The organism is Bordetella muralis, from assembly GCF_054781015.1.
This window is the reverse complement of record NZ_BAAGVF010000006.1, coordinates 213,066-226,567: the sequence shown is the minus strand read 5'-3', so window position 1 is coordinate 226,567 and position 13,502 is coordinate 213,066. Positions and strand designations below refer to the sequence as shown.

General features: G+C 60.9%; 11 protein-coding genes. 6 read left to right on the top strand and 5 right to left on the bottom strand.

What is annotated here, in order from left to right:
• Positions 1–32: 32 nt before the first annotated feature.
• The gene (locus tag ACYVIT_RS12080; protein WP_415806240.1) at positions 33–1,382 is read right to left on the bottom strand and encodes a mechanosensitive ion channel family protein; all 1,350 of its coding nucleotides are present in this window, start codon (positions 1,380–1,382) and stop codon (positions 33–35) included.
• Between the two features lie 137 nt (positions 1,383–1,519).
• Between ACYVIT_RS12080 and argH the strand changes: the two genes are divergently transcribed.
• Entirely contained in the window at positions 1,520–2,944 is a 1,425-nt protein-coding gene (gene argH / locus ACYVIT_RS12075) for an argininosuccinate lyase (RefSeq protein WP_415806239.1), read from the top strand.
• A 213-nt stretch (positions 2,945–3,157) separates the two neighbouring features.
• Positions 3,158–5,158 (top strand): PEP/pyruvate-binding domain-containing protein, encoded by a 2,001-nt coding sequence (locus ACYVIT_RS12070; RefSeq protein WP_415806238.1) that lies wholly within the window; start codon positions 3,158–3,160, stop codon positions 5,156–5,158.
• Positions 5,159–5,271: 113 nt separating this feature from the next.
• Here ACYVIT_RS12070 and ACYVIT_RS12065 read toward each other — a convergent pair whose 3' ends face one another.
• Entirely contained in the window at positions 5,272–5,856 is a 585-nt protein-coding gene (locus ACYVIT_RS12065) for a nitroreductase family protein (RefSeq protein WP_094821383.1), read from the bottom strand.
• Between the two features lie 220 nt (positions 5,857–6,076).
• Positions 6,077–6,511, bottom strand: coding sequence for a Cd(II)/Pb(II)-responsive transcriptional regulator (cadR, locus tag ACYVIT_RS12060; protein WP_415806237.1), 435 nt, complete (start codon positions 6,509–6,511; stop codon positions 6,077–6,079).
• Positions 6,512–6,660: 149 nt separating this feature from the next.
• Between cadR and ACYVIT_RS12055 the strand changes: the two genes are divergently transcribed.
• From ACYVIT_RS12055 to ACYVIT_RS12040, 4 genes are all read left to right on the top strand, one after another.
• Positions 6,661–9,054, top strand: coding sequence for a heavy metal translocating P-type ATPase (locus ACYVIT_RS12055; RefSeq protein ID WP_460478201.1), 2,394 nt, complete (start codon positions 6,661–6,663; stop codon positions 9,052–9,054).
• A gap of 179 nt (positions 9,055–9,233) precedes the next feature.
• Positions 9,234–10,016: an amino acid ABC transporter substrate-binding protein gene (locus ACYVIT_RS12050; protein WP_415806235.1), complete on the top strand. Its 783-nt coding sequence runs from the start codon at positions 9,234–9,236 to the stop codon at positions 10,014–10,016.
• Positions 10,017–10,108: 92 nt separating this feature from the next.
• On the top strand, positions 10,109–10,789 hold the full coding sequence (locus ACYVIT_RS12045) for an amino acid ABC transporter permease (protein WP_415806234.1): 681 nt from the start codon (positions 10,109–10,111) through the stop codon (positions 10,787–10,789).
• A complete protein-coding gene (locus ACYVIT_RS12040; RefSeq protein WP_415806233.1) occupies positions 10,786–11,529 on the top strand; it encodes an amino acid ABC transporter ATP-binding protein in 744 nt (247 codons plus the stop codon). Before ACYVIT_RS12045 ends, ACYVIT_RS12040 begins: the two co-directional genes overlap by 4 nt.
• Positions 11,530–11,614: 85 nt before the next feature.
• Here the strand turns inward: ACYVIT_RS12040 and ACYVIT_RS12035 are convergent, their stop codons facing one another.
• Both ACYVIT_RS12035 and ACYVIT_RS12030 read right to left on the bottom strand, forming a co-directional pair.
• Entirely contained in the window at positions 11,615–12,577 is a 963-nt protein-coding gene (locus ACYVIT_RS12035; protein ID WP_415806232.1) for a Bug family tripartite tricarboxylate transporter substrate binding protein, read from the bottom strand.
• A gap of 62 nt (positions 12,578–12,639) precedes the next feature.
• The gene (locus tag ACYVIT_RS12030; protein ID WP_415806231.1) at positions 12,640–13,434 is read right to left on the bottom strand and encodes a GntR family transcriptional regulator; all 795 of its coding nucleotides are present in this window, start codon (positions 13,432–13,434) and stop codon (positions 12,640–12,642) included.
• Between the last annotated feature and the right edge of the window lie 68 nt (positions 13,435–13,502).

Sequence of the window (13,502 nt, the reverse complement as noted above, 5' to 3'; positions counted from 1 at the left end):
ATTCCCAATCGGTTGAAGACAAAAGGAAAAAATTATCGCATGCCTGCGCCACCGCCTGGCTCCCAGCCCGCCTCCACCGACGCCGGATGCCCCTGCAGGGCGCGTTCTCGCATTAATTCCTGCTGGATGGCCCGCCCCAACCCGTCGCCCATGGCACCGACATCTGCCCCCGAGGGCTGCTGGTACAGGCGCAGACCCAGCTCGGGCAGAATTGCCAGCATATGATCAAAAATATCGCCCTGAATCCGCTCAAATTCGACCCAGGCCGTCAGCGCCGAAAAGCAATACACCTCGATGGGAATCCCATCTGACTGGGGCTCCATCATGCGCACCATCTGGGCCATGTCGTGGCGGATTTCGGCATGCTGCTTGATGAATGCCAGCGCGTACGCGCGAAAGGTGCCGATATTCGTCAACCGGCGGCGATTGGCAGGAACCAGGGCCAGCTCACCGCCCAGTTGGCTATTGGACTGCTGTAAATCCGTTTGTTTGGCGGTCAAATAATCCCGCAACAGGCGAAACCGCATCAGCCCTTGGGCCTCATCATCGGTCAGAAAGCGCACCGAGGTCGCATCGACCCGCAACGTACGCTTGATCCGCCGCCCGCCCGACTCGAACATCTGCCGGTAATTGCGATAGCTTTCCGAAAATAACTTATAGGTGGGCACCGTCGTCACGGTGTTGTCCCAGTTTTGCACTTTGACCGTATGCAAAGCGATATCGCGCACAAACCCGTCGGCATTGGCCTGCGGCATCTCGATCCAATCGCCGATGCGCAGCATATCGTTAGAGGTCAACTGGGTACTGGCGACAAAAGACAGCAAAGTGTCCTTGAATACCAACAGCAATACGGCAGAAAGCGCCCCCAGGCCGGAAATCATCCAGAGCGGCGAACGGTCCAGCACAATCGACAGCACCAACACGGTGCAAATGGCGATCAGCATCAGCTTGCCGATCTGGATATAGCCCTTGATCGAGCGCGTTTGCGCCCGCGTCGTCGCCGAATAGGTATCCTGCAACGCGCTGAGCACGCCGCCAATGGCCATAAAGACACAGATCCACGCCGCCGCATGCGCCAGCCGGCCGACCACACTGACGGCCTGTTCCATGTGCGGCACGAGGCCTACGCCCAAGGACACCACCGCAAATGGCACGGCATACCAGGCATTGTGGTACGCACGCCGCCGATGCAGCGCCTTGTCCCAGTTTTCACGCCCGGTCAGAATCAGCAACCGATGAGCGCAGAACAGCACGATCCGCGCTACCACCCACTGCGCGATCAACGCCGTCACGACCAATACGCCGATGCCCACCAGCGTTTGTGCCCACGCCTCGTGAGGTACGTACTCTCCCAGTCTGACCACCAAGCGATCCCAATCCAAAGCCTAGACTCCCTCGTCATTGCGGATGGCGAAATTATCCAACAAGTCGTCCTCGCCTGGGTCTACGGGATCGCGGGACCGCAGCCGGGCATCCCGTCATCCGCGGTCCCCGCCCTGGCTCTATAATCCTGCCCATCATGGCAAAAACACCCAACTCCGACCAAAACCAGTTCGCCAACAAGGCGCAAGCCTGGTCCGCCCGGTTCTCTGAGCCGGTTTCCGATCTCGTCAAACGCTACACCGCGTCCGTGGATTTCGACAAGCGCCTGGCGCGCTACGACATCCAGGGTTCGCTGGCGCACGCCGACATGCTGGCCGCCCAGGGCATCATCAACGCCCAGGACCTGGCCGACATCCAGCGCGGCATGACCCAGATCCTGTCCGAAATCGACGCCGGCAGCTTCCAATGGCTGCTCGACCTCGAAGACGTCCACCTGAACATCGAAAAACGCCTGGTCGAGTTGGTGGGCGATGCCGGCAAACGCCTGCACACTGGCCGCTCACGTAACGACCAGGTCGCGACCGACATCCGCCTCTGGTTGCGGGCCGAAATCGACAACCTGATCGACTTGCTGCGCCAACTGCGCCATGCGCTGGCCACTGTCGCCCTGGAACACGCCGGCACCATCATGCCCGGCTTTACTCACCTGCAAGTCGCCCAGCCGGTCACGTTTGGCCACCATCTGCTCGCCTACGCCGAGATGTTCGGCCGCGACGCCGAGCGCCTGGCCGACTGCCGCCGCCGCGTCAACCGCCTGCCGCTGGGCGCAGCCGCCCTGGCCGGCACCTCGTTCCCGATCGATCGCGAACGCGTGGCCCAGACGCTCGGCTTTGACGGCGTCTGCCGCAACTCGCTGGACGCCGTATCCGACCGCGACTTTGCCATCGAATTCTGCGCCGCGGGCGCCCTGATCATGACGCACGTCTCGCGCCTGTCCGAGGAACTGGTCCTATGGATGAGCCCGCGCGTGGGCTTCATCGACCTGGCCGACCGTTTCTGCACCGGCAGCTCGATCATGCCTCAAAAGAAAAACCCCGATGTGCCCGAGTTGGCACGCGGCAAAACCGGACGCGTCAACGGCCATCTGGTCGCCCTGCTGACCCTGATGAAAGGCCAGCCCCTGGCCTACAACAAAGACAACCAGGAAGACAAAGAAGGCCTGTTCGACACCGCAGACACCCTGCGCGACACGCTGACCATCTTTGCCGACATGGCTGGCGGCATCAAGGTCAAATCGGACAACATGCGCGCTGCCGCATTGCAAGGTTTTGCCACGGCGACCGATCTGGCCGACTACCTGGTCAAACGCGGCGTGCCTTTCCGCGATGCGCACGAAGTCGTAGCCCATGCCGTGCGCGACTGCGAACAACGCGGCTGCGACCTGGCCGACCTGTCCACCGCCGACCTGAAGGCCTACCACGCCAGCATTGACGAGGACGTCCACCAGGTGCTGACCCTGGAAGGCTCGGTGGCTGCACGCAAGCACATTGGCGGCACCGCCCCCGAACGCGTCGCCGAAGAAGCCCAACGCGTCCTGGCGGAAACGGCACAGCAAGGCTGATTTCCCGTAAACCTGCCTTATCACGAGGCCCCTTTATGTCGCTCGTTACCGGGGTGGCATTCAGGGGCCTCGTCGTATCCCCCACTGTATTCGACACCCGTTTTTTCTCTCGATAGGCCGTCCCGAGTCACGGTAATATCTCGTCCCGCGGTCCCAGCACCAACATCCCGGCCGGCCGTCAGCCGCCCTTTCCGCTCAACTCGCATCACGTTCATGATTCGTTACGCTCGCGCCGTCGCGGCTGGCCTGGCTCTGCTAACGGTGCTCATCAGCCCCCTCACCCTCGCGCAGACTGCGCGCAAACCCTCTTCATATGAAGAAAGCAAGCGGCAGCTCCTGCCGCCCGAGTCCGGCTCAGCCTCAACCGAGCCAAATAACGGCACAACCGGAGCGGCAACATCTAATCGCGCGCCGGCTTTTCTAAACCAGATCCGGACCGAGGCCGATTTCCAACAGCTCGCCCGCGTCTACAACGCCGGCACGCCACTGGAAATCCCCCATGTGATCTTCGTCATCGACCGCAAGCGCGGTAATCGGCTTTATTACGTCAACACCCCACGATTCGATCTGCATGAAAACTTCGTGCGGCAACAGGGCCTGCAGCGCGACCTGGACAAGGGCACGCTGAACGCCCAGTACCGCTCGCCGAACCGTCGGTTCCTGTTCGGCACCATCAGTTGGCAACGCGACCTGCCGGGCTATACCTACGAATTCTGGGAAGGCGACCGCCTCACGCTCGACCTCCTGCGGTTGACCGACAGCACCCTGCGTGCGGCCTTTTACGCGCCTCTCCGTTTCAAGACCAATTCGACAGAGCACGAGCACGCCGCCCAATTGGCCGGCCTGCCGTTCGTGACCCAAGAAACGCTGATCCGCGAGCAATCCTTTCTGCCGCTGAACGAAGGACGCGCACAAGGCAAGCTGCGCATCATCCAGTCAGTGGAAAACACGCCTGACATCGCCCCCACCGATATTGTGGTCCTGGGCGAAGTCCCGATCGCGCTCTCACCCGTCGCCGGCCTGATCACTCAGCGTCCATCCACCGTGTTGTCGCACGTCAATCTGCTGGCCAAAGGATGGCGCATCCCCAACGCCTATGTCCGTGATGCCGTGAACGCATTACGCGCCTATGACGGCCAATGGGTGGAGCTCAGCGTCACCCATAACGGCTACCACCTGCAACGTATCGCTCAACCTCAGGCCGCTGCGTCCAAACCCATCAACGCAACGCTGCCCAAACCCGATCTCACGGTCAAAACGGTCAAACCGCTGGCCGGTCTGAAGACACGGGACAGCCGCTTTTGTGGTGTGAAAGCGGCCAATCTGGGCGCGCTCTCGTCGGCATTGGCCCCCGCGGCCAGCGTGCCCGATGGCTTCTGCATCCCATTCGCGCAATACGCAGCATTCATGCATCAGCTGCGTGTTCCCGAACGCGTGGCAGCGCTGGAGCAACGCCCCGACTTTATCAACGACGCCACCGTACGCCGTGCCGAATTGGCATCCCTGCGACGAGACATCATTCAGGCCCGTCCCGACCCGGCCCTCATCGCCACCTGGCAGCAACGCTGGCAAAGCCAACTACAAGGGCGCGGCGTCTTCGTGCGCAGCTCTTCGAACTCCGAGGACCTGCCTGGTTTCAGCGGCGCAGGCCTGTACACCACGGTTCCCAACGTCACCGACACCGACGCGTTCACGCAGGCCGTGCTGGCCGTGTGGGCCTCGGTCTACAACTTCGAGGCCTACGAGGCGCGGCGTGCTGCCGGCATGCCGCATGACAGCGTTGTGATGGGCGTCCTGGTACAACTGGCCGCCGCATCGGACAGCTCGGGCGTCATGATCACGCGCGATCCCTTTGATGCCTCGCGGCGGTACGTCACCTACCTCTCGGCCAAACGCGGGTTGGGAATCAAAGTCGTCGAAGGCAAGCGCCAGGCCGAACAGGTTATGTATTCGAGCTGGTCCAAAGCCGTGCAGGTGCTGAGCCGTTCCGCAGAGGACACGCAACTCGTCGCGAACGCCTCAGGCGGTGTACGCGAGGTCCCCATCCAGGGCGAACGCCAGGTCCTGAACGACGCCCTGATCGTGCGATTGGCGGCCGTGGGCAAACAGATCAAACAACGGCTGGGCAACATCGACCAGGATATCGAATGGGCCGTACAAGGCGACAAGATCCTGATCCTGCAAGCCCGGCCGTATATCGACGGCCGCCGTTAGCGCCCTCCGAGGTCCACCACGAAAGACCGCGACCGGCCTCGCTTTCGGGGTTTTGGTAGGGTATGGTCAGCGCGATCGCAACGGTTCGCGTTGGCCATATGACTCAATGATGATCAGACCGGCCCGGTCCATTCGGTCACGAATTCCCGGAAATCCGGCCGCTCTACAGTCGGCACTGCGCACCCCGGGGTCCCGATCGCCAAAAATCCCAGGAAACGGTAGTCCAACGCATCCAGGCCCAAGGCGTTCTGGACCTCCTCGAGATAGGTCCCCATCCCGGTACTCCAGAACGCGCCGTAGCCCAGCGCATGGACACCGTTCAGGATATTCATCACTGCCGCCCCCGTGGCCAGCAGTTGTTCCTGCTCGGGCACCTTCGGATTGTCGTGATCGATTTTGTGCGCCAGACCGATGAACAGCGGCACTTCGCTCATCCATTGCCGCACGGATTTTTCTTTCTCGGGCGTCATACGGGGATCGCCGCTGCGTTTGACCGCGTCCAGCGCCAAATCGGCCAGTCGGCCAATCGCCTCGCCGCGGATCAGCACGAAACGCCAGGGACGCAGCTTGCCATGATCAGGCGCGCTCATCGCTGCCTGCAAGATTTGATCCAGTTCTTCCTGCTTAGGCGCGGGCGCACGCAGAAACTTCATCGAACGGCGCGAAGCCAACGCATGCAAAGGAGAAACAACAGTCATGGTCCAACCCATCAAATTAAAAAAGCTATCCCGAGCCTTTTGCCGGCGAGTCGCCTTGAGGCTGAACGTCGGCTTGACGACAAAGAACTCAGTCGAGAAACATTCTCATCATACCCTCAGGTAAGCACCGTTCCCTGAATTCCCAGGTCCGCATTGCTGACAAGCTGCGCGCACCCAGCGCCTTTCGCGTCCCGAGAGCGATCATTCAGAGCAAATCCCCTCACCCCAAGTGGGTATGCCGCGCAGGCCGCTCTTCTACCTGCATCTCGGACAAACCGTGCAAAATCCCGCAGTCTTCGGCATCCGGGTGAGCCGAGAGACAGCGCTGCCGTATCTCGGCCAATTGCGTCTTGAGCTGCATCAACTCGGTAATCCGGGCATCGACGTGGGCAATATGGGCGTCAAACAGCTCATTGATCGGGCCGCAGCCCGCTTGATGATTGTCCGCCAACTGCAGAATCGTCCGAATTTCTTCCTGCGTCATATCCAACGCCCGGCAATTGCGGATCAATAGCAGCCGCTCCAGATGCGGCGTGCCATAGCTGCGGTAATTGTTCATACCACGCTCCGGCTCGGGCAATAGCCCCTCTTTCTCGTAATAGCGCACGGTTTCGACCGTCGTGCCGGCGGCTTTGGCGAGTTCACCGATTTTCATCTGGACCTCCTTCAGGCTCCCCTGGCGCGCATGCAGAAACTCAACCTGCACCCCACATGAGAGCAAACACGAATTCAAACGCTTGACCCTATAGTAACTCCAGGGTGTGAAATAGGCTCTACTCTCCTGACATAGACGGAATTTGACCTATGCCTAATTCGTCCGCCTCTCATCGCAGTTGCTGCGGCGGCAGCCACGAACACGATTCGGCAACCGCCCACGAGCACGCCTCCTGCGACGGCCATGGTCATGCGCACAGCCACGGCAGTGACAAGACAGCTGCCCACGCCGACCATACCCACGAGAGCAACGAACGCAGTTGCTGTGCCGCCGGGGCGCCGGCCCCGAGCGTATCGACCCTGACCGCAGGCCCCGGTCAGCAACTGACGCGCCTGCGCATCGGTCAAATGGACTGCCCCACCGAAGAAACGCTGATCCGCAAAAAACTGGACAGGCTGTCGGGCGTGCACGACGTTCACTTCAACCTGATGCAGCGCATTTTGACTGTCGTGCATGCCGAAGGATTGCTCGACTCCATCGTGAGCGCTATCAAATCGCTGGACATGACCCCCGAGGTCCTCGCGCAGGACGATGCCGGCGGGTCAGCACCACCGGAGAAGCCCTCCTCGCGCACCGGCTATATGCTGGCCGCGGGCGGCGTACTGGCGCTCTTGTCCGAAGCAGCGCATTTTGCGTCTCTGCCCACGGCAATCAGCGCTGTCCTGGCGGTGGCTGCCATTCTGACCTGCGGCCTGGGCACCTATCGCAAGGGCTGGATCGCGCTGCGCAACGGCAACCTCAACATCAATGCCTTGATGAGTATCGCCGTCACCGGTGCCGTCCTCATCGGCCAATGGCCCGAAGCCGCCATGGTGATGGTGCTGTTCAACATCGCCGAGCTCATCGAGGCCCGCGCGCTCGACCGAGCGCGCAACGCCGTACGAGACCTGTTGGCGCTCACCCCGCAGGTGGCCACCGCACGCCAGCCCGATGGATCCTGGAAAGAAGTCCCTGTCGCGGAACTCCGTTTGGAAGATTGGGTGCGCGTGCGTCCGGGCGAGCGTATTGCCGCTGATGGCATCATTGCCGAAGGCGCCTCCGCCATCGACCAATCCGCGATCACCGGCGAAAGCCTGCCGGTCGACAAAACCGTCGGCGATACCGTGTTCGCCGGCACGGTAAACACCACGGGCGCATTCGACTATCGGGTCACTGCCGCCGCAGGCAACACCACGTTGGCACGCATCATTCATGCCGTCGAGCAAGCCCAAGGCGCGCGCGCCCCCACCCAGCGCTTCATCGACCGATTCTCGCGCGTCTACACGCCAATCGTGGTCATCCTCGCTATCCTGATTGCCGTCGTACCGCCCCTATTCATGGATCAACCGTGGATGGATGCGATCTATCGCGCGCTCGCCCTGCTGATCATCGCCTGCCCCTGCGCCCTGGTGATTTCCACCCCCGTCAGCGTCGTCAGCGGCCTGACCGCCGCCGCACGGCGCGGCATCCTGATCAAAGGCGGCGTTTACCTCGAACAAGGCCGCAAACTGACCTGGCTGGCGCTGGACAAGACAGGCACGCTGACACATGGCAAGCCGGTTTGCACGGACTTTATGGTCCCAGCCGGCGCAATCTTCCGGTCTGCCCCGTCGGCCGATGCCGGACTCGCCGCTGCGCTCGAATCCCCCGCGGCTCGCCTGGCGGCCAGTTTGGCTGCGCGTTCCGATCACCCGGTCTCGCGCGCCATCGCCCAGGCCTACATCGCCGCCTACCCCGACGCCCCCCTGCCCGAGGTACAGGATTTTGCCGCCCTGTTGGGACGTGGCGTGCGTGGCCGTATTGGCGATCAGACCCTGCACCTGGGCAACCTGCGCTTGATGCGGGAACTGAACGTCGCAACGCAAGACATCCAGGCCCAAATCGAAACCTACGAGGCCCAAGGCAAAACCGCGATTGCCCTGACCGACGGCACCCGGATACTGGCCGTGGCCGCCGTTGCCGACACCCTGAAGCCCACCAGCAAAGCCGCCATTGCGAGTTTGCACGAGCTCGGCGTGCGCACCCTGATGCTGACGGGCGACAACAGCCTCACCGCGCGCGCCATCGCCGAACAGGCCGGCATCGATGAGGCCCACGGCGAACTCCTGCCCGAAGACAAACAGCGTGCCATCGAGGCCAAGCTGAGCGACAGCGGCCAGGTCGGCATGGTCGGTGACGGGATCAACGATGCCCCCGCGCTCGCCCGCGCCAACATCGGTTTTGCCATGGGCGCGGCGGGCACTGGCACCGCCATCGAGACGGCCGACGTGGCCCTGATGGATGACGATCTGCGCAAAATCTCGCAGTTCGTACGTCTATCGCGCGCCACGCACCGTATTCTGATGCAGAACATCATCTTGGCGCTGGGCATCAAGGCTGTATTCCTGGTGCTGGCCGCCACCGGGCATGCCACACTGTGGATGGCCGTATTCGCCGACGTGGGCGCCAGTCTCCTGGTAGTCGCCAATGGCTTGCGGCTGCTGCACACCAACTCAAGCCGATAACAGTTCAAGCCCAAGGGGGTGCGCCAGCACACACGCTTTTATAACTATAAGAAATATTTTCAACATTTTTTATGTGTTGTGGAAGAATAGGCAGCTTGTTAGAGTCGTCGTTTATGCGCAGTGAGTCGCTCACAAGGCTGCCACTGCGCTCATAACAACATCACTCGGAGCGTGACCCTATGAAACTCCTGCGTTCGATTCTGTTGGCCGGCCTGCTACCCCTGACCATCGCCGTCTCCGCTCACGCCCAGGATGATCTGGCCAGCATCAAATCTGCCGGCGCGATCAAGATCGGCACCGAAGGCACGTATGCCCCATTCAGCTATCACGATGCATCGGGCAAGCTCACAGGATTCGATGTAGACATCGGCCGCGCCATTGCAGAACGCCTGGGCGTCAAAGCCGAATTTGTCGAAGGCAAGTGGGACGGCCTGATCGCCGGCCTGGACGTCAAACGCTACGATGCCGTCATCAACCAGGTTGGCATCACTGATGCCCGCAAGGCCAAATACGACTTCTCCGATCCTTACATCGCCTCCGAGGCGGTGCTGATCGTGCGCGACGACAACACCGAGATCAAGAGCTTTGACGACATCAAAGGCAAGCGCTCGGCCAACACCTTGACCAGCAACTTTGGCAAACTGGCGCAGAAATATGGCGCCCAGGTCATCGCCGTGCAGGGTTTTAACGAGGCCATCGACCTGCTGCTTTCCGGCCGTGTTGATGCCACCATCAACGACAACCTGTCGTTCCTGGACTTCAAAAAGCAAAAACCGAACGCCAAAGCCAAAATTGTCGCCAGCGATAAAACCGCCGAATTCAGCGAATCCGGCGTGCTGATCCGCAAAGACAACCCCGAGCTGCGCGCCGCCATCAACAAGGCATTGACAGACATCAAGGCCGACGGCACGTATAAAGCCATCTCGGAAAAATACTTCGGCACGGACCTGTCCGCGAAGTAAACCCACCATGACGGAAGGCAGCACGTGCATGATGCTGTCTTCCTCTACCCTCAACGACGCACCGCGATCTCATTCACACGGACCCTTCTATCGTGCCTGCCTGGTTGCAGTTGATGATCGATTCATTCTGGCCTCTGCTGCATGCGGGGCTGGTGTTTACAGTACCGCTGACGCTGCTGTCGTTCGCGGGCGGATTGGTCCTGGCATTCATCGTGGCGCTCATCCGGTTATTCGGGCCCGCGCCGCTGGTGGCCATCGTACGTTTTTATGTCTGGCTGATCCGCGGCACGCCGTTGCTGGTCCAGCTATTCATCATTTTCTACGGCCTGCCCAACGCAGGCATCGTGCTGGACCCCATGCCTGCCGCGTTGATCGGCTTTATCTTGAACGTCGGCGCCTATAACTCCGAAGTCATCCGCGGCGCCATCGAGTCCATCCCCAAAGGCCAGTGGGAAGCAGCCTACTCCCTCAGCATGACCCGCGGCCAAGCCATGCGCCGCACGGTCTTGCCGCAAGCCGCGCGCGTAGCCGTGCCGCCATTGGCCAACTCGTTCATCTCGCTGGTCAAAGACACCTCGCTGGCGGCCGTACTGACGGTACCCGAAATTTTTCAGGCCGCTCAACGCATTGCCGCTGTCACGTATGAACCCTTGATTCTCTATACAGAGGCAGCCCTGATCTACCTGATATTCAGCTCGGTATTGTCCGCCGCGCAGACCCGCCTCGAACGCCGTTTCGGCCAGCATGCCGTTTTTAGCGAGGGCAAACGATGATCTCGCTCACGCAGATCGACAAACACTTTGGTGATAACCACGTGCTGCACCAGGTCGATGTCGCGCTCGCCGAAGGCAGCGTCACCGCGCTGATCGGCCCGTCGGGCAGCGGCAAAAGCACGTTGCTGCGTTGTGTGAACCTGCTGGAAATACCGGACAGCGGCAAGCTGCGCGTAGGCGACGAAGTCCTGCAATTCGAGCCGGGACACAGACCATCTCGCGAAGCCGTACAGCGCATCCGCCTGCAAACAGGCATGGTGTTCCAGAATTTTCAGTTATTTCCGCACCAGACCGTCATCGATAACGTGATGGAGGGATTGATCACCGTACAGAAATGGCCGAAGGCTCGTGCCCGCGAGCGGGCCGAGGCACTGCTGGCGAAAGTCGGCATGCAAGACAAAGCCAACGCCTGGCCCTTGAATTTATCGGGCGGACAACAACAACGCGTCGCCATTGCCCGTGCGCTGGCCCCCTCGCCTCGTGTGCTGTTATGCGATGAGCCCACGTCAGCGCTGGACCCCGGCCTGGCGGCCGAGGTGGTCGACGTGCTCAAGCAACTCGCCAGCGAGGGCATGACGATGCTGATGGCCACGCATGACCTGCGCCTGGCCGCAGCGATCTCACGCGAGGCCGTGTTTTTGCAGGATGGCCGCGTGGTCGAATCAGGCGCATCGGCCGAGTTGTTTACCCGGCCGAAAGACCCCCGCACCGTGGCGTTCATTTCCACCTTGACGCAGTGATCACGATCACCTGAGCATCGTTGCGGCCTCGATCGCCCATGCCTGAGCTGTACGCCACGCATTCTGGGCCTGGGCGCCGACGCCGTTACTCCAGCTTCACGTTCGCGGTCTTTATCGTATCGCCCCAGCGGCCAATCTCATTCTGAATGTACGTCCCGGTCTGATCCGGAGAGCTCAGCATCACTTCGGCCCCCAGTGCCGCAAACTGTGCCTGCAGCGCTTTATCTTTTAACGCCTGCTGCATAGTCGTGTTGAGCTTCTCGACAATGGGTGTCGGCGTGCCTTTGGGCACCAGCAATGCAGCCCACGTCTGCGCGTCAAAACCCGGTACGCCGGCACGATCCATGGTCGGGATATCGGGCAAAGCCTTCGAGCCGTTTCGGCTGCCTACGGCAAACACCTTGAGCGTCCCCTTTTGCACATGAGGCATGATGGCCGGCCCCGACTCGAACATCATCGCCACATCCCCCGCCATCAACCCGGTCAGCGCAGCGGATGCGCCACGATACGGCACGTGCATGAGGTTCAAGTCCGCTTGATGCTTGAACATTTCCATCGTCAGATGGTTCGTCAACCCCGTACCGCCCGAACCGTAATTCAATTGCCCCGGGTGCTTTTTCACGTAATCGATAAGCTCTTTGAGATTATTCGCCGGAAAATCCGCGCGCGTGACCAAGAACTGCGGCACGACCACCACCATCGACACCGGCGTGAAGTCTTTCAACGTGTCATACGGCAGCGTGGTGTATAGCCCCGGATTGATCGCCAGCGGGCCACTGGAGGCCATCACGAGCGTGTAGCCATCGGCCTCTGAGCGTTTGGCTCCCTCCATCCCGATGATGCCGCCGGCGCCTCCACGATTATCAACAAAGAACGCCTGTCCCAGCGCGTCAGTCAACTGTTGGCCGATTGCCCTGGCCAGCACATCTGTCGTCTGACCGGCCGGGAACGGCACGATGATTTTTACGCCTCGATCCGGATAATCCGCTCGCGCGGGTGCGTGGAGCAAAGCGCCTAGGCACAACAGTGCTGCGAGTACTCGTTTCATGGATGGTCTCCTCCGTCCGTTTTTTTCCGAGCACGCGGCAAGCCCGCCGAAAGAGAATCAACTCATGGTTCGTCTCCACGTTCCCAGTCGGTCTGCAGCTTGAAGCGATCGGCAATGTAAAAGTTTTCAGATACCGTCAGCAGACGGTCTTGCGGGTCAAAATACGCGCGCAGCATGCGCAGGGCAGGACTGCCGCTTTCCAAGCCGAGCTGGAACAATGCGTTCTCAGGCATCAGCGTGGCCTCGATCTGCTGGCGGATCCGGTGGATCTCCTGACCATAATCGTCCTGCAGCATCTTGTAGATGCTGGGATGATTGCCATGCAGTTTTTGCTTGATTCCCTCGAATTCCGGCCGGATGAACACGCGCGTGTACGAGATCACACGGCCGCTTTCAACCAGGCAGCGGTTGGTGTGAAACACCAGCCATTTCGAGCCTGGCTCGCAACGCAATGACTCCGCCATGGCGTCATCAGCCACGGCCAATGTTTCGCCAAAGACTTCCAGGCGAGTCTGGTCGGTATAGGCCAACAGGTCTTTCATCGTGCCCAGGCCGGCGATATAACTCGGCTGCGCCGCCCCCGGTTGGGCCGCGGTCACGACCGTGCCGATACTCGGGTATCGCACGATCATTCCCGTATCCACCAGCCGGCGTGTTGCCTCACGCACCGTATGCCGGCTCACTCCGAACGTGGCGCTCAGCTGGGCTTCAGTGGGCAGGAGCGATCCCACAGGATATTTCCCCGCCACGATGTCATTGAGCAGGCTCTGATGCAGCCACGCGTATCGCGGCTGTGTCTTGCTGCGTGGCGTAGCGCGTGTCGGCTTGGCCGGAAGATTGTTGTTCTTCGATGGCATGCAATTCCCTCTCGGACTATGAAGTTAATGTACGTACATTTAAATTAGATGTAAAGTAATCAATGTAC

Excerpts from the sequence above, each read along its gene's own strand:
- ACYVIT_RS12050 (WP_415806235.1), top strand. The coding sequence starts at position 9,234 with ATGAAACTCCTGCGTTCGATTCTGTTGGCCGGCCTGCTACCCCTGACC.
- ACYVIT_RS12065 (WP_094821383.1), bottom strand. The coding sequence starts at position 5,856 with ATGACTGTTGTTTCTCCTTTGCATGCGTTGGCTTCGCGCCGTTCGATG.
- ACYVIT_RS12030 (WP_415806231.1), bottom strand. The coding sequence starts at position 13,434 with ATGCCATCGAAGAACAACAATCTTCCGGCCAAGCCGACACGCGCTACG.
- ACYVIT_RS12040 (WP_415806233.1), top strand. The coding sequence starts at position 10,786 with ATGATCTCGCTCACGCAGATCGACAAACACTTTGGTGATAACCACGTG.
- cadR (WP_415806237.1), bottom strand. The coding sequence starts at position 6,511 with ATGAAAATCGGTGAACTCGCCAAAGCCGCCGGCACGACGGTCGAAACC.
- argH (WP_415806239.1), top strand. The coding sequence starts at position 1,520 with ATGGCAAAAACACCCAACTCCGACCAAAACCAGTTCGCCAACAAGGCG.
- ACYVIT_RS12035 (WP_415806232.1), bottom strand. The coding sequence starts at position 12,577 with ATGAAACGAGTACTCGCAGCACTGTTGTGCCTAGGCGCTTTGCTCCAC.
- ACYVIT_RS12055 (WP_460478201.1), top strand. The coding sequence starts at position 6,661 with ATGCCTAATTCGTCCGCCTCTCATCGCAGTTGCTGCGGCGGCAGCCAC.
- ACYVIT_RS12070 (WP_415806238.1), top strand. The coding sequence starts at position 3,158 with ATGATTCGTTACGCTCGCGCCGTCGCGGCTGGCCTGGCTCTGCTAACG.